Annotated in this window: 21 protein-coding genes; 16 read left to right on the forward strand and 5 right to left on the reverse strand. The window is 67.7% G+C overall.

Annotated features, from left to right (window positions below; translation table 11 throughout):
• Positions 1–123 precede the first annotated feature (123 nt).
• From LRH25_RS27475 to LRH25_RS27490, 4 genes are all read left to right on the forward strand, one after another.
• Positions 124–1,056 carry an alpha/beta hydrolase fold domain-containing protein gene (locus LRH25_RS27475; RefSeq protein WP_231012918.1) on the forward strand — a complete coding sequence of 311 codons (933 nt, stop codon included), beginning with the start codon at positions 124–126 and terminating at the stop codon, positions 1,054–1,056.
• A 188-nt stretch (positions 1,057–1,244) separates the two neighbouring features.
• Positions 1,245–2,441 carry an efflux RND transporter periplasmic adaptor subunit gene (locus tag LRH25_RS27480; RefSeq protein ID WP_141289613.1) on the forward strand — a complete coding sequence of 399 codons (1,197 nt, stop codon included), beginning with the start codon at positions 1,245–1,247 and terminating at the stop codon, positions 2,439–2,441.
• 58 nt (positions 2,442–2,499) lie between these two features.
• Entirely contained in the window at positions 2,500–5,745 is a 3,246-nt protein-coding gene (locus LRH25_RS27485; RefSeq protein ID WP_141289612.1) for an efflux RND transporter permease subunit, read from the forward strand.
• A 105-nt stretch (positions 5,746–5,850) separates the two neighbouring features.
• On the forward strand, positions 5,851–7,284 hold the full coding sequence (locus LRH25_RS27490; RefSeq protein ID WP_231012919.1) for an efflux transporter outer membrane subunit: 1,434 nt from the start codon (positions 5,851–5,853) through the stop codon (positions 7,282–7,284).
• On the opposite strand, the gene LRH25_RS27495 is transcribed toward LRH25_RS27490, so the two are convergent.
• Positions 7,281–8,198, reverse strand: coding sequence for a LysR family transcriptional regulator (locus LRH25_RS27495; protein ID WP_231012920.1), 918 nt, complete (start codon positions 8,196–8,198; stop codon positions 7,281–7,283). The genes LRH25_RS27490 and LRH25_RS27495 overlap by 4 nt on opposite strands.
• A 125-nt stretch (positions 8,199–8,323) precedes the next feature.
• On the opposite strand from LRH25_RS27495, the gene LRH25_RS27500 reads away from it, so the two are divergent.
• Positions 8,324–9,079, forward strand: coding sequence for an SDR family oxidoreductase (locus LRH25_RS27500; protein ID WP_141289773.1), 756 nt, complete (start codon positions 8,324–8,326; stop codon positions 9,077–9,079).
• Between the two features lie 81 nt (positions 9,080–9,160).
• Here the strand turns inward: LRH25_RS27500 and LRH25_RS27505 are convergent, their stop codons facing one another.
• Together LRH25_RS27505 and LRH25_RS27510 are read right to left on the reverse strand one after the other, a co-directional pair.
• Positions 9,161–9,739, reverse strand: coding sequence for an outer membrane beta-barrel protein (locus LRH25_RS27505; RefSeq protein ID WP_141289772.1), 579 nt, complete (start codon positions 9,737–9,739; stop codon positions 9,161–9,163).
• Positions 9,740–9,898: 159 nt separating this feature from the next.
• On the reverse strand, positions 9,899–10,540 hold the full coding sequence (locus tag LRH25_RS27510; RefSeq protein WP_141289771.1) for a LysE family transporter: 642 nt from the start codon (positions 10,538–10,540) through the stop codon (positions 9,899–9,901).
• Between the two features lie 57 nt (positions 10,541–10,597).
• On the opposite strand from LRH25_RS27510, the gene radA reads away from it, so the two are divergent.
• Positions 10,598–11,965 (forward strand): DNA repair protein RadA, encoded by a 1,368-nt coding sequence (gene radA, locus LRH25_RS27515; protein ID WP_141289770.1) that lies wholly within the window; start codon positions 10,598–10,600, stop codon positions 11,963–11,965.
• A 2-nt stretch (positions 11,966–11,967) separates the two neighbouring features.
• On the opposite strand, the gene LRH25_RS27520 is transcribed toward radA, so the two are convergent.
• Both LRH25_RS27520 and LRH25_RS27525 read right to left on the reverse strand, forming a co-directional pair.
• Positions 11,968–12,330, reverse strand: a complete 363-nt coding sequence (locus LRH25_RS27520) for a DUF1428 domain-containing protein (RefSeq protein ID WP_141289769.1) — start codon at positions 12,328–12,330, stop codon at positions 11,968–11,970.
• A 97-nt stretch (positions 12,331–12,427) separates the two neighbouring features.
• Positions 12,428–13,870 (reverse strand): DHA2 family efflux MFS transporter permease subunit, encoded by a 1,443-nt coding sequence (locus LRH25_RS27525; RefSeq protein WP_231012921.1) that lies wholly within the window; start codon positions 13,868–13,870, stop codon positions 12,428–12,430.
• Between the two features lie 200 nt (positions 13,871–14,070).
• Between LRH25_RS27525 and LRH25_RS27530 the strand changes: the two genes are divergently transcribed.
• The 10 genes from LRH25_RS27530 (at position 14,071) to LRH25_RS27575 (ending at position 21,643) form a co-directional block, all read left to right on the forward strand.
• Positions 14,071–15,639 (forward strand): methyl-accepting chemotaxis protein, encoded by a 1,569-nt coding sequence (locus LRH25_RS27530; protein WP_141290141.1) that lies wholly within the window; start codon positions 14,071–14,073, stop codon positions 15,637–15,639.
• 93 nt (positions 15,640–15,732) lie between these two features.
• Entirely contained in the window at positions 15,733–16,131 is a 399-nt protein-coding gene (locus tag LRH25_RS27535; RefSeq protein WP_141290142.1) for an antibiotic biosynthesis monooxygenase family protein, read from the forward strand.
• Positions 16,128–16,931, forward strand: coding sequence for a metallophosphoesterase family protein (locus tag LRH25_RS27540; protein ID WP_231012922.1), 804 nt, complete (start codon positions 16,128–16,130; stop codon positions 16,929–16,931). The genes LRH25_RS27535 and LRH25_RS27540 overlap by 4 nt, the downstream gene beginning before the upstream one ends.
• A gap of 444 nt (positions 16,932–17,375) precedes the next feature.
• Positions 17,376–17,918 carry a hypothetical protein gene (locus LRH25_RS27545; RefSeq protein ID WP_141289576.1) on the forward strand — a complete coding sequence of 181 codons (543 nt, stop codon included), beginning with the start codon at positions 17,376–17,378 and terminating at the stop codon, positions 17,916–17,918.
• A gap of 51 nt (positions 17,919–17,969) precedes the next feature.
• Positions 17,970–18,140 (forward strand): hypothetical protein, encoded by a 171-nt coding sequence (locus tag LRH25_RS27550; RefSeq protein ID WP_170200988.1) that lies wholly within the window; start codon positions 17,970–17,972, stop codon positions 18,138–18,140.
• A 97-nt stretch (positions 18,141–18,237) separates the two neighbouring features.
• Entirely contained in the window at positions 18,238–19,479 is a 1,242-nt protein-coding gene (locus LRH25_RS27555; RefSeq protein ID WP_211361494.1) for an ATP-dependent Clp protease adaptor ClpS, read from the forward strand.
• Between the two features lie 163 nt (positions 19,480–19,642).
• A complete protein-coding gene (locus LRH25_RS27560) occupies positions 19,643–19,918 on the forward strand; it encodes an EF-hand domain-containing protein (protein WP_141289577.1) in 276 nt (91 codons plus the stop codon).
• A 127-nt stretch (positions 19,919–20,045) separates the two neighbouring features.
• Positions 20,046–20,435: a hypothetical protein gene (locus LRH25_RS27565; protein WP_141289578.1), complete on the forward strand. Its 390-nt coding sequence runs from the start codon at positions 20,046–20,048 to the stop codon at positions 20,433–20,435.
• Between the two features lie 44 nt (positions 20,436–20,479).
• Positions 20,480–21,403: a branched-chain amino acid transaminase gene (locus LRH25_RS27570; RefSeq protein ID WP_141289579.1), complete on the forward strand. Its 924-nt coding sequence runs from the start codon at positions 20,480–20,482 to the stop codon at positions 21,401–21,403.
• A gap of 27 nt (positions 21,404–21,430) precedes the next feature.
• Positions 21,431–21,643, forward strand: a complete 213-nt coding sequence (locus LRH25_RS27575) for a zinc-finger domain-containing protein (RefSeq protein ID WP_141289580.1) — start codon at positions 21,431–21,433, stop codon at positions 21,641–21,643.
• The last annotated feature ends 9 nt before the right edge of the window (positions 21,644–21,652 follow it).

Consider the following 21,652-nt stretch of genomic DNA (forward strand, 5'->3'; position numbering starts at 1 on the left):
CTGTGTCATGCCGCAGGGTGTTTATTCCTTCACTCGCAACGCCTATCCTTCGCTGCACTGCAACAAGATTGCCCCTCCTGCTTCCGGCCTTTCCTGTCTTCACCGCATTCCAGCCCCGCCACCATGCCTTCGCTCTCCCCGCTGATCACCGCCGCCTGGCGCGACACCCGCATTGATGCCGGTCTCGCCGAGCCCTTGTCGGTGCGCATCCACCGCGCGGCCGAGCCTGGTCTGACAGCGGGTGACGGCCGGGTGTTGGCGCGCCCGCTGGTGCTGCACCTGCCCGGCGGCGCTTTCATCGGCGGCGACCTGGACAGCGGCCTGGCGACCGCACGGCTGTTGGCGCAATCGGGCTGTGTCGTCGTCTCGCTGGACTATCCGCACGCGCCGGCGCAGCCTTTCCCGGCCGCGCTGCAGGCCGCGGCCGCGTTGCTGCGCTGGATGCAGCGTGCGCGCACCCGGCTGGCCGGCGCTGGTGCGGCGCTGCTGGTGGCCGGGGAAGAGGCGGGCGCCAACCTCGCCGCCGGCCTGGCGCTGTGGGCGCGGGACCAGGGCAAGCCTCTGGCTGGCCAACTGCTGCTGTCGCCGCTGCTGGACCCTTGCCTGGCCACCGCCTCGCTGCGCGCCGCCGGCCAGGGCGAGGCCGGCTGCGCCTGGTCGCGTGGCTGGCGCGCCTACCTGGGCGACAGCGGCGGCGACCACCCTTATGCGGCGCCGCTGCACGCCGCGCGGCTGGGCGGCGTGGCGCCGGCCATGCTGGTCACTGCCACCGACGATCCGCTGCGCGACGAGGCGCATCGGTACAGCGTGGCCTTGCAGCGCGCAGGCGTGGCGGCACGGCTGTTCAAGCTGGCCGGGCCGACCGGTTGGCCGATGGCACTGAGCAAGCTGGCCAGCCTGCAGGCGCCGTGGGCCGCGGCGCTGCGGCCGGCGCTGCGTGAATTCCTGATCGACTGTCTTTCCCGCTGTCCGACCGCGCGGCGCTCGTCCCGCCGCGCTTCGTCTGACAGTTCACCGGGAGCTTGTGCCGGCGCGCTCGCGCCACGCCTGGCCTGAGTTCCCACCGGCGCGGTCTGCTGCGCCGGCTGTTGTCGTTGTCTGGCCGTCTGCAAAACACCGCAGGCGCAGCCGCTGCATTGCCGTTTTTTCTGTATTCCCAACCCTATCCACTGCCAACGGAGCACGCCATGTCCACCTCTGCTTCTTCCAAGACCTTTCAAAAATTTTCCCGCCGCCCCACGGCCATGGTGCTGACTTCGCTGACCGCCGCGCTGGCGCTGGGCGCCGCCGCGCTGATGACGGCCCATACCGCTGAAGCCGAATCGCCGGCAGCCGCGCCGCCCGCGGTGCCGGTCTCGGTCGCCACCGTCGTCAAGCAGGACGTGGCCGCCTGGGAAGAATTCTCCGGACGTGTCGAGGCGGTGGACAAGGTCGAGCTGCGCTCGCGCGTCTCCGGCACGGTGCTGGCGGTGCACTTCCGCGAAGGTGCGCTGGTGAATGCCGGCGACCTGCTGGTGACCATCGACCCGGCGCCGTACGCCGCCGAGGTGGACCGCGCCGAGGCCCAGGTGCTGGCCGCCCAGGCCCGCGTGGGCTATACCCGCAGCGAAAGCGAGCGGGCCGGCCGGCTCTGGCAGGAACAGGCAATTGCCCAGCGCGAGCTGGACGAGCGCCAGAACGCCGCCCGCGAAGCCGATGCCAACCTGCGCGCCGCACAAGCCGCGCTGCAGACCGCCAAGCTCAGCCTGAGCTACACGCAGGTGCGCGCACCCGTGGCCGGCCGCGTCGGCCGCAAGGAAGTCACCGTGGGCAACCTGGTGGCCGCAGGTCCGGGCGCGCCGGTGCTGACCACGCTGGTCTCGGTCAGCCCGATCTACGCCAGCTTCGACGTTGACGAAGCCACCGTCAGCAAAGCCCTGGCCAGCCTGCCGGGCGGCACGGCGCAACGCGGCCAGCTCGAACGCATTCCGGTGCAGATGAAGACCGGGCTGGGCGGCACGGGCGAAAAAGCCATCGAAGGCAAGCTGCAGCTGATCGACAACCAGGTCGACGCGAAGAGCGGCACGGTGCGCGTGCGCGCGGTGTTCGACAACGCCGACGGCGCGCTGCTGCCGGGCCAGTTCGCGCAGCTGCGCCTGGGCCAGGTCAAGGCCACCTCGGCGCTGCTGGTCAACGAACGCGCGGTCGGCACCGACCAGAACAAGCGCTACGTGCTGGTGGTTGGTGCGGACCACAAGGTCGCCTACCGCGAGGTCTCGCTGGGCGCCGCGGTGGACGGGCTGCGCATCGTCACCGCCGGGCTGAAGGCCGACGAGAAGGTCGTCGTCAACGGGCTGCAGCGGGTTCGCCCGGGCTCGCTGGTGCAGCCGCAGGAAGTGCCGATGAACGCCAAGGCCGAGCTGCAGGCCAAGAAGAACAACACCGCAGGTGAGCCGTCGTGATGCACATGCCAGTGCACACGCGCCCCGCCATGCAGAGGAACCTCTTTCAGGACACCCCATGAACTTGTCCAAGTTTTTCATTGACCGGCCCATCTTTGCCGGCGTGCTCTCGCTGCTGATCTTCCTCGGCGGCCTGATCGCGGTGCGCGGCCTGCCGATCTCGGAATACCCCGAGGTCGTGCCGCCGTCCATCGTCGTGCGTGCCACCTACCCCGGCGCGAACCCCAAGGTCATTGCCGAGACGGTGGCCACACCGATCGAAGAACAGATCAACGGCGTCGAAGGCATGCTCTACATGAGCAGCCAGGCGACGACCGACGGCCTGATGACGCTGACCGTCACCTTCAAGCTCGGCACCGACCCCGACAAGGCCCAGCAGCTGGTGCAGAACCGCGTGGCCCGGGCCGAGCCGCGCCTGCCGGAAGAGGTGCGCCGCCTGGGCATCACCACCGTCAAGAGCTCGGTCGACCTGACCATGGTGGTGCACTTGCTGTCGCCCACCGGCCGCTACGACATGACCTACCTGCGCAACTACGCGGTGCTCAACGTCAAGGACCGCCTCGCGCGCGTCCAGGGCGTGGGCGACGTGCAGCTGTTCGGCTCGGGCGACTACGCGATGCGCGTCTGGCTGGACCCGCAGAAGGTGGCCAACCGTGGCCTGTCGGCAAGCGACGTGGTGGCCGCGATCCGCGAGCAGAACGTGCAGGCTGCCGCTGGCGTGGTCGGCGCATCGCCTGGCCTGCAAGGCATTGACGTGCAACTGCCGGTCAACGCGCAAGGCCGGCTGCAGACCGAAGACGAGTTCGGCGACATCATCGTCAAGACCGGCAACGGCGGCGAGGTGACCCGGCTGCGCGACATTTCGCGCATCGAGATGGGCGCGGCGGACTATTCGCTGCGCTCGCTGCTGGACAACAAGGACGCGGTGGCGGTGCCCATCTTCGCCGCGCCAGGGTCCAACGCGATTGCCATCTCCGACGGCGTGCGCGCCACCATGGCCGACCTGAAGGCCGCGATGCCCGAAGGCCTGACCTACGAGATCGTCTACGACCCGACGCAGTTCGTGCGTGCATCCATCGAATCGGTGGTGCACACGCTGCTCGAAGCCATCGCGCTGGTGGTGCTGGTCGTGATCCTGTTCCTGCAGACCTGGCGCGCGTCCATCATCCCGCTGCTGGCCGTGCCGGTCGCGGTGGTCGGCACCTTTGGCGTGATGCATGTGTTCGGCTTCTCGATCAACGCGCTGAGCCTGTTCGGCCTGGTGCTGGCCATCGGCATCGTGGTGGACGACGCCATCGTCGTGGTCGAGAACGTCGAGCGCAACATCGAAGGCGGGCTCTCGCCACGCGAGGCCACCTACCGTGCAATGCGCGAAGTCTCCGGTCCCATCATCGCCATCGCGCTGGTGCTGGTCGCCGTGTTCGTGCCGCTGGCCTTCATCACCGGTTTGACCGGCCAGTTCTACCGCCAGTTCGCGCTGACGATTGCCATCTCCACCGTGATCTCGGCGATCAACTCGCTGACGCTGTCGCCCGCATTGGCTGCCTTGCTGCTGAAGGGCCATGACGCACCGAAGGACTGGCTGACCCGCGGCATGGACCGTGTGCTGGGCCGCTTCTTCCGCGGCTTCAACCGCCTGTTCCAGCGCGGCTCCGAGCGCTACAGCGTGGGCGTGAAGGGTGCGATCTCGCGCAAGGCGGTGATGCTGGGCATCTACGCGCTGCTCGCGGTCGCCACCGTCGGCCTGTTCCAGCTGGTGCCCAAGGGCTTCGTGCCGGCGCAGGACAAGCAGTACCTGATCGGCTTCGCCCAGCTGCCGGACGGCGCCACGCTGGACCGCACCGAGGACGTGACCCGTCGCATGGACGACATCGTGATGAAGCAGCCCGGTGTGGAGCATGCGATCACCTTCCCTGGCCTGTCGATCAACGGCTTCACCAACAGCTCGAACTCCGGCATCGTCTTCGTGGCGCTGAAGGACTTCGACCAGCGCAAGGACCCGTCGCTGTCCGCCGGTGCCATCGCCGGTTCGCTGAACCAGCAGTTCGGCCAGATCCAGGACGCCTTCATCGCCATCTTCCCGCCGCCGCCGGTGCAGGGCCTGGGCACCACCGGTGGCTTCAAGCTGCAGCTGGAAGACCGCGCCTCGCTGGGCTTCGACGCGCTGGACGCCGCGCAGAAAGCCTTCATGGCCAAGGCCTACCAGACGCCTGAACTCGCCGGGATGTTCTCCAGCTGGCAGGTCAACGTGCCTCAGCTCTATGCCGACATCGACCGCACCAAGGCCCGCCAGCTCGGCGTGCCGGTCACCTCGGTCTTCGAGACGCTGCAGATCTACCTGGGCAGCCTGTACGCCAATGACTTCAACCGCTTCGGCCGCACGTACTCCGTGCGGGTGCAGGCAGATGCTGCGTTCCGCGCGCGGCCCGAAGACATCGGCACGCTGAAGGTGCGTTCGACCACGGGCGAAATGGTGCCGCTGTCGGCATTGCTGAAGGTCGTGCCGACCTTTGGCCCGGAACGCGCGATGCGCTACAACGGCTTCCTGACCGCCGACATCAACGGCGGCGCCGCACCGGGCTACTCGTCCGGCCAGGCGCAGGACGCGATCAAGCGCATTGCCGCCGAAACGCTGCCGCCCGGCATCAGCTACGAGTGGACCGACCTGACCTACCAGGAAATCCTGGCCGGCAACTCCGCCGCGCTGATCTTCCCCATCGCCATCCTGCTGGTGTTCCTGGTGCTGGCTGCGCAGTACGAAAGCCTGACGCTGCCGCTGGCCATCTTGCTGATCGTGCCCATGGGCCTGCTGGCCGCGATGACGGGCGTGTGGCTCACCAAGGGCGACAACAACGTCTTCACGCAGATCGGCCTGATGGTGCTGGTGGGCTTGAGTGCGAAAAACGCGATCCTGATCGTGGAGTTCGCACGCGAGCTGGAGTTCGCCGGCCGAACGCCGATCCAGGCCGCGATCGAAGCCAGCCGGCTGCGCCTGCGCCCCATCCTGATGACCTCGATGGCCTTCGTGATGGGTGTGCTGCCCCTGGTGCTGGCGACCGGTGCTGGCGCCGAGATGCGCCATGCGATGGGCGTTGCGGTGTTCGCCGGGATGATCGGCGTGACGGCCTTCGGCATCTTCCTGACCCCGGTGTTCTACGTGCTGCTGCGCCGCATGACCGGCAACCGCCCGTTGAAGCAGCACGGCGAAGTGCCGCATGACGTGGAGCCGTTGCTGGAACCTGGCATGCATGGTGGTGCGCCGTTGCACCCGCAAGTGGCAGCGCCCCGACACGAGCATGAGTAACTGATGCACCCGGTCTCACGATTGCGTGAGACCACCCGCCGGGCGGGTTGCTCGGCCGCCTTGGGGCGGCCCGGCGCCGGCTCCGTGAGAAATTTGGAGATTCCAATGAGAAACCTCTTTTCGCTTGCCTCGAAGCGCTCGCTGACGCCGCTGCTTGCCGCCTTGGTGCTGGCCGGTTGCGTCTCGGCGCCCGCTGTCGATCCGGCCACGCTGCCCACCGCACCGCCGGCCTTCAAGACAACGCAGAGCGCGCCAGCCGAAGGCCACTGGGCGGCCGTGGCGCCGGCCGATGCGGCCGACCGCGGCGCCTGGTGGACCGTGTTCGCCGACCCGCTGCTGAACCAGCTGATCGCCCGCTCGCAGGCGCAGAACACCGACCTGAAGATCGCCGCGGCACGGTTGCAGCAGGCCCGCGCCGGGCTGCGCACGGCCGATGCGCAGCGCCTGCCGCAGCTGGGTGCCAGCGCCGGCGTGAGCCGCGCGACCGACACCACGGCAGGCGTGCAACCGTACCCGGTCTACAACCAGGGCACGGCAGGCGCCAACCTGGCCTGGGAGCTGGACCTGTTCGGCAAGCTGGGCCTGGGCAGCCAGGCCGCCGAGCTGGACGCCCAGGCCAGCGAAGCCACGCTGCGCAGCACCCAGCTGCTGGTGCAGGCCCAGGTCGCGCAGACCTACTTCGCACTGCGCGAGGCCGACGTCGAGCGCCGGCTGGTGCGCGAATCGGTGGACGCCTACCGCAACACGCTCAAGCTCACCGAGCGGCGCCGCGCCGCCGGTGACCTGGCCGAGCTGGACGTCGAGCGCATCCGCACCGAAGTGGCAGCGACCGAGTCCGACGCGATTGCGCTGGACCGCCAGCGTGCTGCGCTGGAAAACGCGCTGGCCGTGCTGCTGGGCGAATCGGCCAGCGAATTCACGCTGCCCGACACCGCCTGGGCCGCCGCACCGCCCACCGTGCCCGCAGGCCTGCCCAGCGCCGTGCTGGCGCGCCGGCCGGACGTGGCCGCAGCCCAGCGCGGGCTGATGGCCGCGCAGGCGCGCCTGGGCGTCGCCCAGTCGGCCTGGCTGCCGGACCTGACGCTGACCGCCACCGGCGGCTCTGCATCGTCCGAGCTGTCCGACGTGTTCCGCTGGTCAGCCCGCGCCTGGTCGGTCGGCACGCTGCTGTCGCTGCCCATCTTCGACGGTGGCCGGCGCCAGGCGAACGAAGACCGCATCGCAGCCGACGCGCAGATCGCGTTGCAGAGCTACCGCGGCCAGGTGCTGACCGCACTGCGCGAGGTCGAGGACCAGCTGACTTCGCTGGAACTGCTGCAGGCCCAGTCCACCGTGCTGGCGCTGGCCGTCAAGTCGGCGACGCGCGCCACACAGCTGTCGGACGTGCGCTACCGCAATGGCCTGGTCAGCCAGCTCGACCTGCTCGACGCCCGCCGCAACGAACTGCGCAACCTGCGCCAGGCCGTGCAGATCCAGGGCGCGCAGTTCCAGAGCACGGTGGCGCTGATCCGTGCGCTGGGTGGCGGCTGGGAGGGCTAGGCGCTGCTGCTTGGCAACTTCGCGAGGCCCTGCACCAGGGCCTCGAACACCAGCCGCACGCGGGCTGGCACGGGGCTCTGGCGTGCACGGTAGACGTGCACCGGCCAGGGCTTCGGCGCTTCTGCATCCAGCACGCTGACCAGCCGGCCCTCGCGCAGCGCCGGCTGGGCCAGGAAGTCCGGCAACTGGCCAAAGCCGATGCCGGCCAGCACGGCGGCCTGTTCGGCCTCCGGGTCGTCGGTCACAAAGGCGGGAACGGCGGGCGCCTGCTGGCGGCTGCCGCGGAACAGCCAGTTCCACGGGCGGCCGTTGTTGAGGTCGATCATCGCGGTGCAGGGCCGCTGGTCCAGCAACTCGGCGATGGTCTGCGGCGCGCCCACGCGCGCCACCAGTGTGGGCGTGGCCACCACGTGGAAATGCACCTGCGCCACGGCGCGGGCCACGAAGCCGCTGTCGCGCATCGGGCCAATGCGCACGCCAATGTCGATCTGCTGGTCCACCACGTCCGCCCTCACTTCGGACAGCCGCAGGTCCAGCACCAGCCCGGGATGGGCGGCCAGCAGCGGCGCCAGCGTTGCCATCAAAGGCGCGCGGCCCAGGAAGCGTGGCGCTGTCACCCGCACCAGCCCGCTGGTCGTCTCGTTGACCTGACCCGGCTGGCCGCGCACCGGGAACAAGGCCTCCACGCCGGCCAATGCGCTGCGTGCGCGTTCCACCAGCTGGGCACCAAAGGCCGTCAGCCGCACGCCGCGTGTGCTGCGGTGGAACAGCGGTTCGCCCAGTGTGTCCTCCAGCTCGCGCACCACGCGCGTCACCACCTGCGGCGAGACGGCCAGCTGCTGCGCGGCGTCGCGAAAGTTGCGCGCCTGCGCGGCGCAGCAAAACACCCGGAGGGCTTCAAGCGGATTGTTCACGGTTGCGGTTGGGTGTTCCTGATGGCGGAATTCTGAACTCGCCAGGGTTCCATATACAAGCATTCGAGCGAATCAGACACTGGCTTCACTGAGTCTTTCCAACCCCCTTCTTTCAGGAGCCCACCATGTCTCAATCCCAAGATTCCATCCGCGGCCAGGTCGTTGTCATCACCGGTGCCAGCAGCGGCTTGGGCGAAGCCACAGCCCGCTTGCTGGCAACCCGCGGTGCACGCCTCGTGCTGGCGGCCCGCCGTGTCGACCGCCTACAGGCGCTGGCCGCCGAGCTGCGCGACGCTGGCGCCGAAGTCGTGGTGCAAGCCACCGATGTGACCCACCGTGCCGACCTCGACGCGCTGGCTGCCGCCGCTCTGAAGGCCTTCGGCCGCATCGACGTGCTGGTCAACAACGCCGGCGTGATGCTGCTGGCCGGGCTGGACAAGCTCAAGGTCGACGAGTGGGACCGCATGATCGACGTCAACATCAAGGGCCTGCTCTACGGCGTGGCCGCGGTGCTGCCGACGATGAAGGCGCAAGGCAGCGGCCACATCGTCAACATCGCTTCGGTGGCCGGCCTCAAGGTCTTCAGCCCCATCGGTGCGGTCTACAGCGCGACCAAGTTCGCGGTGCGTGCGATCTCCGAAGGCCTGCGCGCCGAAGCCCCGGCCGGCGTGCGCACGACCATCGTGTCGCCTGGCGCGGTGGCCTCGGAACTGAAGCTGGGCACCAGCGACGCAGAAGCCTCTGCCGGCGTGAACGCCTTCTACGAAGCCAACCAGATCCCCGCCAGCTCGGTGGCCCGTGCGATTGCCTACGCCATCGAACAGCCGGCCGACGTGGACATCAACGAGATCGTGCTGCGCCCGACGGTGCAGGAATTCTGAGGGCTGTTCCCAGCAGCTTGGCCATGAAAAAAGCCCGCTGATGCGGGCTTCAGGCGAGCGAAGGGCGCGTGGCCCTCGGGCTCAGAACGCGTAGCGCAGGCCGACCGAGAAGTTGCGCAGGTCGGCTTGGGCGTCCGCGTATTCGGCGCGGCTGAAGTCCACGTTCAACTCGACGTGCAGCGCCGGGCTCAGCGCGTAGCCCAGGCCCAGGCCGGCGTAGGCGGCGGTGTTGGTCTCGTCGTCGGATGCGCGGTTGACGCCGTCGGTCGCGCTGACCTTGGTCTTCATGCTGATCACGCCCAGGCGTGCGGTGGCATCCCAGTCGCGCGCAAACGGCGCGCGGAAGGCCACGCCCAGCAGGAAGCCGCCGGCTTCGATCTTGGCGCGCACGCCGTCGACGGTGGCCTTGGCTTCACCAAACGACATGTAGCCCACTTCGCCAGCCAAGCCGCCACCGAGCTCATAGCCCAGCATCACGCGGGCGCCAGTGCCGGAGTTGTCGCACGACTCGGTGCCGGCGCAATCGGCATCGAAGTGGCTGGCGCCGACTGCGCCGTTGACATAGAGGCGGCTGTTCGGCGCTTGTTGAGCCATCGCGGCGGAGCTCAGCAGCGTGGCGGCGGCCAAGGCAACCATGCGGGCCATCGAAATCTTCTTCATCACAAATCCTGTCCACAGGCGAAAAAGCCACCCCCCGGTGGCCAATGGATCGGATTTTCGATGAATTCCCGCGTCTGGGCAGTGAGCGGGCGACTCGGCAAGGGCAATTGCGGCTTGCACGCCACGGCGGATTAACCAGACGTAACAAGCGCTGCCAACTCAAGCCGCCCGCTTGAACGTCGCCAGGAACACGCCGGCTGCGACGAACAGGCTGCCGAAGCTGCGGTTCATCCAGCGGATCTGGCGGGGTTCGCGAAGCAGGCCCAGCACCTTGCTGGCCAGGGCCACGTAGCCGGTCATCACGCAGAACTCGACCACACTGAAGGTCGCGCCGATGTGCAGGTACTGCAGCGGCAGCGGCCGGCTCATGTCGATGAACTGCGGCAGCACGGCCAGCAGGAAGACCGTGCCCTTGGGGTTCATCGCGTTCACCATCCAGCCGCGCAGGAAGATGCTCTTGCGGCTCACGGCCTGGGCGGCGTCGGCACTGGTCGCGTCCTTGGCGGTGATCGGGCTGGCCGGCGAGCGCCATTGCTGCACACCCAGGTACACAAGGTAGGCCGCGCCCACCCACTTGACGACCGCAAATGCCGTCTCGGAGGTGGCCAGCAGCGCGCCCAGGCCCACGCCAACGACCAGCAATTGCGTGATCACACCCAGCCCCAGACCGAAGGCCACGACCTGGCCGCGGCGAAAGCCATGGTTCAGGCCAGCGCCCATTGCGGCGATTGCGCCGGGGCCAGGCGACAGGCTGATGGCCACGGTGGCGAAGAAGAACGGGAGCCAGGTCGAGAAGTCCATGGGGCGTGACGTTGCGAAGCGGGGAGCCGAGTTTAGGGCGCTGCCAGAATGCCCCTCATGTCCAAGGCCAAGACGATCTACACCTGTACCGAATGCGGCGGCACCAGCCCCAAGTGGCTGGGCCAGTGCCCGCACTGCAAGGCCTGGAACACGCTGGAGGAAGGCGTGGCCGAGCCGGCGGCCGGTACCGCCAAGAATCGCTTCCAGTCGCTGGCCAAGTCGCAGCCCGTGGCCACGCTGAGCGAGATCGAGGCCGGCGATGTGGCGCGCACGCCTACCGGGCTGGACGAACTGGACCGGGTGCTGGGCGGCGGCATCGTCGAAGGCGGCGTGGTGCTGATCGGCGGCGACCCCGGCATCGGCAAGAGCACGCTGCTGCTGCAGGCGGTGGACGCACTGGCTTCGCGCATGAAGGTGCTGTATGTGACCGGCGAGGAGTCCACCGCACAGGTCGCGCTGCGGGCGCGCCGGCTGGACCTTTCGGGCGCTGCGGTGCGCGTGCTGGCCGAGATCAGCCTGGAGAAGATCCTCGCCACCATCGAGGCCGAGCGGCCGGCCTTCTGCGTGATCGACTCGATCCAGACCATGTACTCCGAGCAACTGAGCAGCGCGCCGGGTTCGGTCTCGCAGGTGCGCGAGTGCGCCGCGCACCTCACGCGCACGGCCAAGTCCGGTGGCTGCGCCATCGTGCTGGTCGGCCATGTGACCAAGGAAGGCGCGCTGGCCGGGCCGCGCGTGCTGGAACACATCGTCGACACGGTGCTGTATTTCGAGGGTGACACCCACAGCAGCTTCCGGCTGGTGCGGGCGATCAAGAACCGCTTTGGCGCGGTCAACGAGATCGGCGTGTTCGCGATGACCGAGCGCGGGCTCAAGGGCGTGTCCAACCCCAGCGCGATCTTCCTGTCCACCCACAGCGAGCCGGTGCCTGGCAGCTGCGTGCTGGTGACGCTGGAAGGCACGCGGCCGCTGCTGGTCGAGATCCAGGCGCTGGTGGACTCGGGCGGTCCGAGCCCGCGGCGCCTCTCAGTCGGCCTGGACCGCGACCGGCTCGCGATGCTGCTGGCCGTGGTGCACCGGCATGCGGGTGTGGCCTGCATGGACCAGGACGTGTTCGTCAACGCGGTGGGGGGTGTGCGCATCAGCGAGCCCGCGGCCGACCTGGCGGTGCTGATCGCGATCCAGAGTTCGTTGCGGGGCAAGCCTTTGCCGCGTGGCTTCATTGCCTTTGGCGAGGTCGGGCTGGCCGGCGAAGTGCGGCCGGCGCCGCGCGGGCAGGATCGCTTGAAGGAGGCCGCCAAGCTGGGCTTCAGCGTGGCGGTGGTGCCCAAGGCGAATGCGCCCAAGAAACCCATCGAAGGCCTGACGATTCACGCCGTGGAGCGGATTGAGCAGGCGATTGACCTGATGCGGTCGCTGGACTGATTTCAAAGTTCCAGGAAGGCCTTGAACCCGCCCCAGAACATGCGCTTGCCGTCGAACGGCATGGCCTCCGGGTTCATCATCTCGGCCAGTCGCGGATCGCTCATCACCAGCTTGTTGATGCGGTCACGTTCCTTGCGCGAGGGGAAGACGATGAACGAGAAGATCACCACTTCGCCTTCCTTCAGCTTCACGCTCTGCGGGAACGAAGTGCGCTTGCCGGGCTTGGCATCGTCGGCCACGCATTCGACGTATTGCAGCGCGCCGTGTTCCTTCCAGATCTTGCCGGCCTTGCGCGCGATCTTCTTGTAGTCGGCCAGCTTGTCCAGCGGCACCGGGATCACGAATCCATCGACGTAGTTCGCCATCAAGCGCTCCTTTGATTGATTGAGGTGGACTGACGGGCGGAGTGTGCGCCCATCGCGGCAGGCCGCTGCCCAGGGTGAGCCCGGAGCCCCGGGGCCTTCAATGAGGGGTGGTGCTGCCGGCCGCAGCATCCCCCGGCCCGCCGGCGCGCAACAGCAGTCCGCCCATCAACGCTGCCACCAGCGCACACGCCGCGCCCAGCTTGAACGCCAGCTGGTAGCCGGCGTTCAGCGCGGCGGCTGGGTCCAGCCCGGCCAGCGCTGCCGCCTCCGAGCGACCGGCCGCCAGGCTGGCCAGCACCGCCAGCCCCAGTGCTCCGCCCATCATGAAGGCGGTGTTGACCAGGCCCGATGCCAGGCCCGAGTCTTCCGGGCTGACTTCGCTCATCGCGGCCAGCAGCACCGGGTTGAACGCGATGCCGGCGCCCAGGCCCAGCAGCAGCATCGGCGGCAGCACGTGCAGCCAGAAGCTGGCTGCCACCGGGGCCTGCGAGAACAGCAGCAGTCCCAGCGCCGCCAGTGCCAAACCCACGGCGATCGGCCCGCGGATGCCAAAGCGCATCACGATGCGGGCCGACAGGCCCAGCGAACACACCGCCATGATCAGGTTCGCCGGCAGGAAGGCCAGGCCGACCTGCATCGGCGCGTAGCCCAGCACCTGCTGCAGGTACAGCGCCGAGATGAAGAACCAGGCGAACATCGCCGCGGCCCACAGCACGCCCGCACTGTTGGCCACCGCCACGCTGCGCAGCCTGAACAGGCCCAGCGGCATCAGCGGGTGCGCCACCCGCGCCTCGGTCCACACGAAGGCGCCGCCCAGCACCAGCGCGCTGGCCAGCAGGCCCAGCGTCTGCACCGAGGTCCAGCCGGCGCTGTTGCCATCGACCACGGCGTACACCGCGAGCATCAGCGCGGCAGTGACCAGGATCGCGCCAGCCACGTCCAGCTTCTGCTGTTCAGGCGGCGTGTGCCCGGCTGGCAGCAGCGCCACACACAGTGCGTACACCACCACGCCAATCGGCAGGTTGACCAGGAAGATCCAGTGCCAGCTGAAGTTGCCGGTCAACAGCCCGCCCAGCAGCACGCCGATGCTGCCGCCGCCCGCGCAGACGAAGCCGTACACGCCCATCGCCTTCGCGCGCTCGGCCGGCTCGGTGAACAGGTTCATGATCAACGACAGCGAGACGGCCGACACCACTGCGCCGCCCAGCCCCTGCACCGCGCGTGCCACGATCAGGGTGGCCTGCGAAGGCGCCAGCCCGCAGGCCGCCGAGGCGGCAGTGAACAGCACCAGCCCCGCAAGGAACAATCGACGGTGGCCGTACAGGTCGCCCAGCCGCCCGCCCAGCAGCAGGCAGCCGCCGAAGCTCAGCAGGTAGGCGTTGACGACCCACACCAGCCCGGTCTCGGAGAAGCCCAGGTCGGCCTGGATGGACGGCAGCGCGACGTTCACGATGGTGCTGTCGAGCACGATCATCAGCACGCCCAGGCACAACACGGCCAGGGCCCACCAGCGGCGGCGAGGGGTGAGCAGGTCTTTCATGTGCTGCTTTGTACTATGGCGGTGCACCAGCCAGGCATGCCAACCGGCATCACTGCTGGGCCGGCCGCCTGAAGACGGCCGGGGAAGCCGGCGCACTTCGCGGCTTTTGCTGCAGTGCAGCGATCACAAAATCGAGTGAACTGTGGACCCTGTGGCCGAGTCGGCCCGGGCCGCGTCCTCCTTTTGTGAAAGTTGCCCCCATGTCGTTCCTCAGCAATCTCTCCATTGGCAAGCGACTGGCCACCGTGCTCGGCACGATGCTGGCCTTGTCGCTCGGCACCTTCATGTTCGCGGCCGTGATGCTGCAGCAACTGGGCAGCGAGATCGACACCATGCTGCAGCAGAACATCCAGACCGAGCGACTCGCCGTGGACTGGCGCATGAGCCTGGCGGCCGCCATCCAGCGCCGCGCTGCGGTGTCCCGCAGCAGCGACGACAGCCTGGAGGCCTATTTCGCACCGGCCAATGCCGAGTCCGTGCGCCTGACCGGCGAGCTGCAGAAGGCGCTGGATGACCGGGTCAGCAATGACAGCGAGCGTGAGCTCATGGCGCAGGTCAAGGCCAGGCGCCAGGTCTACCAGAACGGGCGCGACGAGGTGCTGAAATTCAAGAAGGCGGGCGACGTGGCGGCCGCCAGCCGTGCCTTCAGCGAGCATTTCGAGCCCGCGGCCAATGCCTACCTGGAGGCCGTGAAGGCCGTGGTGACGCGGCAGCGGGACGACCTGGATGCGCGCGCCGGCTTGGTCAGCGATCTGCGCCGCCGCATGCTGGCCGTGCTGGCGGGCAGTGCGGCGCTGTCGGTCGGCATCAGTCTGGTGCTGGCCTGGCTGCTGACGCGCAGCATCACCGGCCCCTTGCGCCATTCGCAGCAGATGGCCGCAGCCATCTCCAGCCTGGACCTGCGCGGCCGCGCGTTGGGCGACTACGCCCAGGACGAAACCGGCCAGCTGCAGCGCTCGCTCGATGCGATGCGCGATGCCTTGAAGCACTCGATCCGCGAAGTGCGCGGCGTGGTGGACAACGTGACGACCGCCACCACCCAGATCGCCGCCGGCAACCATGACCTCAGTGCGCGCACCGAGCAGACCGCCAGCAACCTGGAGGAAACCGCCAGCGCGATGGAGCAGCTCACCGGCACCGTTCGCCAAAGCGCCGCCTCTTCGGTGCAGGCCAACCAGCTCGTGCACTCCGCCGTTGCAGTGGCGGCGCGCGGCGGGCAGATGGTGGCCGACGTGGTCGCCACCATGGGCGACATCCATGCCAGCGCCAGCCGCATTGCCGACATCACCAGCGTCATCGACGGCATTGCCTTCCAGACCAACATCTTGGCCCTGAACGCGGCGGTGGAAGCCGCCCGGGCCGGTGAACAGGGACGTGGTTTCGCCGTGGTGGCGGGCGAGGTGCGCACCTTGGCCCAGCGCTCGGCCCAGGCCGCCAAGGAGATCAAGCATCTGATCGGCGACAGCGTGACCAAGGTCGCGTCCGGTACCCAGCAGGTGCACGCCGCCGGCGACACCATGGGCGAGATCGTGCGCAGCATCCAGCAGGTCAGCGACATCATGGGCGAAATCACCACGGCCGCATCCGAGCAGAGCGATGGCATCGGCCAGGTCAACATCGCGGTGACCCAGCTGGACCAGATGACCCAGCAGAACGCCGCGCTGGTCGAGCAGGCCGCCGCAGCCGCCGCCAGCCTGCAGGAGCAGGCCGTGCGCCTGGCCAGCGCGGTGGCCGAGTTCCAGCTCGACACCGTCTCCCAGCACGGCTGAGCGCAGGGCCTCGGGGGGGGCGGCATGCCGCGCCTTGCGCAGCTGCTTTTGTACTATGGTGGCGGACCTCCCACGCATTCGCCATTGACACGCATGCTGCCACCTGCCTCCGCCGACGCCTTGCCGCCGCCGGGCTTCGCCCCCCGCCCTCAGCCGCCGTACTACGCGGTCATCTTCACCAGCCAGCGCACCGAGGCTGACGGTGGCTACGGCGAGGCCGCCGAACACATGGTGCTGCTGGCGCGTGAACAGCCCGGCTACCTGGGCGTGGAAAGCGCGCGCGGGGCCGATGGCCTGGGCATCACCGTCTCATACTGGCGCTCGCTGGCCGACATCGCCGCCTGGCGCAACCAGCTCGACCATGCGCAGACCCGCGCCCGCGGCCGGGCCGAGTGGTACACCCACTACGAACTGCGCATCGCCAAGGTCGAGCGCGCCTATGGCTGGGACGAGGCCACCAGCCCGCCCCGCACCGACCCCGGTCAGTCATGAACCGAATTGCCTTCGTCTCCGACATCCACGGCAACCTGCCTGCGCTGGAGGCCGTGGCCGCGCAGATTGCCGCTGCCGGCGTCGACACCGTGGTCAACCTCGGCGACATCGCCTCCGGCCCCTTGTGGCCACGCGAAACCGTTCAGTGGCTGATGCAACGCGACTGGCCGACCATCGCGGGCAACCACGAGCGACAGGTGTTGACGCTGCCACGCGAACGCATGGGTGCCAGCGACGCGTTTGCCGCCGCGCAACTCGGCGCGCCCGAGCGCGCCTGGCTGGCCGCGCTGCCGCCCAGTCGCTGGTGCGGCGAGCAGGTCTTCTGCTGCCACGGCACGCCGACCGACGACCTGCAATACCTGCTCGAAACCGTGGTACCTGGCTTCGACCCGGCCGACCCCACACCCACCACGCTGAGCCTGCGCGCAGCCACTGCTGCGGAGCTGCAGGTCCGCCTCGCCGGCCTGGCCCACCAGCCTGTGCAGCCCACGCTGCTGGCCTGCGGCCACAGCCACGTGCCGCGCACCGCAGCGCAGGGCCACACGCTGCTGCTGAACCCCGGCAGCGTCGGCCTGCAGGCCTATGACGACGTGCACCCGCATCCGCACTGGGTCGAGACCGGCCACCCGCAAGCCTGCTGGGCCTTGGCCGAACTTGGCCCCACCGGCTGGCAACTCGCGCTGATGGCCACGCCCTACGACTTCGAGCCCGCCGCCAGCCGCGCCGACGAAAACGGCCGAGGCGACTGGGCAGATGCGCTGCGCAGCGGACGCGTCGGCCGGCTTGAACCTGCCGCCTGAGCTGCGCCGCTCAGCGCCTCGCCAAAAGAACAGTAGCGTCAGCTCGATGAGCGCGGACTTCGCCCGCCTACCTGGCCCAGCCCGACTCCGCTCAACAGGCGCCACCCCGATGACCCCACCCATGAACCTCAGCGGCCGTGTCGCCGTCGTCACCGGCGCGGCTGGGGGCATCGGCTGCGCGATCACGCTGTCGCTCGCGCAGCGTCACTGTCACTCGCGCTGGCCGACCTGGATGCAGCCTGGCTGGCCGACGTCGAGGCCCGGGCCGTGCGCTGGATGTGAATACTCCCAATCGCGGCGCCTTGCAGCGTGTGCGCCGGGTGTCGGCGGCAGTCCAAAGACTGGGTGCTGACGAGTGAGGCTGCTTGTCGCCGATGCGCCGAAATCGTACCGGCCCACCAGCCGGCGATGCCGCCATCGAACTCTATCTTTGCGTGCCATTCCATGACAGATCGAATCCTCGTGGCAGCAGGTCTCCTGCTTTTTTCCTCTGCGGCCTTGGCGCAGGTGGAGTGCGGGGGAACCATGCTTGTCTACATGCAAGGTGCACCTAGCAAACGCGAAGTTCGGCTGAGCGTGGCGACGGATTTCCGGGCCGAGTCGCCCATCAAGCCTGGCATCGTCTTGAACATCATGGTCCCGGCAGGGACCGAGCCCGCGACAACCGCAGACGTCGCTGTCGCTGGCTTTGGAAGCGTCGCCATTCCGCTGCAACTCGCCAAGGCCGAATACTGGGTGCTGAGTGACGGGCCTCGGGCGGCCGTGCCCATCGCTGGTTTCAGCAGCATCCGCTCGATGCACGACAAAGCCCCGACGCTCTACAAAATCTTCTTTGCAGTCCCGGCGCAGGTGCCTGCAATGTTCACAGTTCAATTCCCCGGCTTCGGCAATTCGAAATCCAGGTTCACGCTGCCGGCCCTGGCATTTCAGCGCAGCGACGGCAACGCTGGGGTTGAGCTGTGCCGCAACCTGCCTGGCAGCCCGTAAGACCTCCTTTATCCGGATGCCGGTTTCAGGGTGGTGTTGCGTGGCCAGTACATGCTGGGCCGGGTCTTCGCGCCCGATGCGGCTCCCGAACACTTTTCCACCCGCGGCGGCGGCCTGCTCGGCATCCGCCCTGGCAGCTTCATCCACGCCTTTCGCGAACTCGCGCAAGCCAAGGCCGGCATAGGTCGAACTTGCCTTCGGCTGGGTCTCGGCATCTTTTGAAGGATCGACTGGCAGGCCTGGCGTTTCTGCCGTGCGCCGATCGCACAATCCGATGCGTGGTCCATGCCGCGCCCGTTGTCGCAAGTCACATCCGCTCATGAAAATTTCAGTGATCCTGGTCTTGATCGGTCTTTGCCTGCTGGCTGGAGGCGTGCTCTACCTGCCCTTTTTCCTCTGGTTCCGATACAGGCGTCGCGACGGCCGGGAAGTTGCTGCTCAACTGCGGTTCACCCACCTCGGATACGGACTCATTGCGCTGCAGGTTGTCCTGCAATTCGCTGGCCTCGCGGCCGGCATCCTGGCGCCAGAGTCCCGGCTCGGATCGCAGACGCAAGGATTCGCCGGCTTCTTGCGATGGTCGGTCTGCATCATCGTGATCTTCTGCATCGTGAATGCGTTGCTGCAGCGCTTTGGCGTTGCATTGGATCAGCCTAGAGCGGCGGAGGACTCGCCCACCGCAGCCCTCCAGGCCGATCTACAGGCGCAGCGGGGGCGCTTGAAGGTGGCCACGCTGCGCGGCGTCCCTGTGTTCGTCCACTGGTCGTTCCCGGCTGGCGGATTGTTGATCTCTTGCGTCGCCAATCCCGGCGTACTTGGCGCGGTGTTCTATTGCCTCGCGTACGCTGCGCTCATTGCGATTCACGAATTCGGCCATTTCTTAGCCGCGCGCGCCTTCGGGTTGAAGGTCTTCGCCGTGGACATTTCAGGCCTGGGCGGCGCGTGTCTCGTCCAGGCGCCGCGCAGTCTCGTCCCTGCTTTTTGGATCTATGGCGCGGGTGCCCTGGCGCAAGCCGGGCTGTTGGCGTTGACCCTGGCCGCAGTGGCGCTTCACGGCGCCCCGCAGTCGGTCGGTGGACGCAGCGTCGTCATCACGTTCACCTTTGTCAACGGGCTTCTCTTGCTCATGAATCTCATTCCCGGCAAGACTCGTGGCGGGCTGTCGACCGATGGCGAAGTGCTTTGGGGCCTGTACCTGCACGCCACCAGGGGCCATGCTCACCCACTGGCCCAGCAACTCGCGGCCTCACCCGTGTTCCCACCGTCAGCGCGGCTGCTGGCGATGGAAAAGCTGGTACCTCCCGGTTTCACAACAGGCATTGAATTGCTGAATGACGACACGACACCGATGGAGTTTGTCGTTGAGATGCTGGAGAAGCATGCGAAGCTGGAGCGCGAGGCCGCCATCGCGTTGATGCTGGGCATTCACACTCAGGGCGGCATGTTGTTGCCGCTTGCAAATTTCGATCAGGCAGAGAGGGTGGCCTTGGCCATTCAGAAGGATGCACTTGCCAATCGGCATCAACTGGTCTGCAGGGCAGTGGAATCGCGATCGCAGTGAGCCGGCTCGCTGCTCGTTGGCACGGCCGGCCATTGTTTGCCACGGCGGTCTCAATTCTGAAGTGCAACACCCGGCATAGATTGCAATGTCAGATGGCGCCGAGGCCATCGGCTCGGGTCTTCGGATACGCTGCCAAGCCTCCCCATACCCATCGAAACCTCTCATGAAAATTCATTTCGTGCTCGCCGCCGCAGCCCTGCTGGCGGCTACCGGCGCCCAGGCCCAGGCGACAGCCCCGTCCGCCGACAGCATGAAGCAGCAGATCCAGGACCGTTTCACCAAGGCCGATGCCGACCATGACGGCAAGCTCAGCCGTGCCGAGGCGCAGGCCGGCATGCCGCGCGTGGCCGCGAAGTTCGATGAGATCGATGCTGCGCATTCAGGCTTTGTGACGCTGGAACAGATCCTGAAGTTCGCGGCGGCCGCCCAGAAGAAGTGACGGTGGCGCGGCAGGTGTTGCGCCAGGTGCCGAGCAAATCCTGCAGCCATGTGGGAAACCGCCGTTTGGCCTGCCGTCCCAGTCGGCACAATCCCGCCTTCGTTGGGTCGCGAGCAAGAGTTTTCAGATGGATGCACGATGGGGTTGGCCGCTGGCCGCGCTGGCACTGGTGGCTGGCTATTTCCAATGGGGCTGGCAGGGCCTGCTGTTCGCGGGCACGGTGGTGGTCTTCTGGCTGTTGCTGCAGTTCAGCCGCTCGGTGCGCGCGCTGGGCGAAGCCGGCAAGGCGCCGCTGGGCAGCGTGGCCAATGCGGTGATGCTGCATGCCAAGCTGCGCAAGGGGCTGACGCTGCTGGATGTGCTGCGCATCACCGGCAGCCTGGGGGACCGGGTGTCGGAACCGCCGGATGAGCGCTTCGTCTGGACCGACGGCAACGGTGACTCGGTCGAGGTGTTGCTCAAGGGCGGCAAGGTGGCGGAATGGCAGTTGCGCCGCGCGGCCGGCGCCGACGCCTAAAATCTCCGCTTCGTTTGAACGCACCGAACTCACAAGGATTTCCCATGGGCATGGAAGACCGCGACGGCAAGATCTGGATGGACGGGCAGCTGGTCGACTGGCGCGACGCCAAGATCCATGTGCTGACCCACACGCTGCACTACGGCTGCGGCGCCTTCGAAGGCGTGCGCGCCTACAAGACGCCCAAGGGCACGGCCATCTTCCGGCTCAAGGAGCACACCGAGCGCCTGTTCAACTCGGCCAAGATCCTGCGCATGAAGATCCCCTTCAGCTACGAGCAGGTCGCCGAGGCGCAGAAGCAGGTCGTTCGCGAGAACCAGCTGGAAAGCTGCTACCTGCGTCCGCTGACCTGGATCGGCTCCGAGAAACTGGGTGTGAGCCCCAAGGGCAACACGGTGCACCTGATGGTCGCCGCCTGGACCTGGGGCGCCTACCTGGGCGAAGAAGGCCTGAAGCGCGGCATCCGCGTGAAGATCAGCAGCTACACCCGGCATCACGTCAACATCACGATGACGCAGGCCAAGGCGGTGAGCAACTACACCAACTCCATCCTGGCCAACATGGAAGCCACGGAAGACGGTTACGACGAAGCCATGCTGCTGGACGCCAACGGCTTTGTCTCCGAAGGCGCGGGCGAGAACCTGTTCGTGATCAAGAACGGCGTGGTCTACACGCCCGACCTGTCGGCCGGTGCGCTCAACGGCATCACCCGCAACACCATCTTCCACATCTGCGAAGACCTGGGGCTGAAGCTGGTCGAGAAGCGCATCACGCGCGACGAGGTCTACATCGCCGACGAGGCTTTCTTCACCGGCACCGCCGCGGAAGTCACGCCCATCCGCGAGCTGGACCGCATCGAGATCGGCAGCGGCTCGCGTGGCCCGATCACCGAGAAGATCCAGAGCGCCTTCTTCGACATCGTCAACGGCCGCAACGACAAGTACGCCCACTGGCTGACGCTGGTCTGATTCCCCTTTCTTCACCGCATCACTGCCATGAGCGAAACCCAAGCTGCCGCCACCGTCGAAGTCACCGCCAAGGACCTGCAGGGTGAGGGCGTGCTGTTCTGCCCCAACCCGCGCATGCCGCTGTGGAGCAACCACCCCCGCGTGTTCCTGAACCTCAGCCAGGATGGCCAGGGCAAGTGCCCGTACTGCGGCACCGTCTACAAGCTGAAGGACGGCGAACACCTTCCGCACGGCCACTGAGCTGTTGAG

The sequence above is a fragment of the Ideonella azotifigens genome, from assembly GCF_021043325.1.
Lineage (GTDB): Bacteria > Pseudomonadota > Gammaproteobacteria > Burkholderiales > Burkholderiaceae_C > Ideonella > Ideonella azotifigens.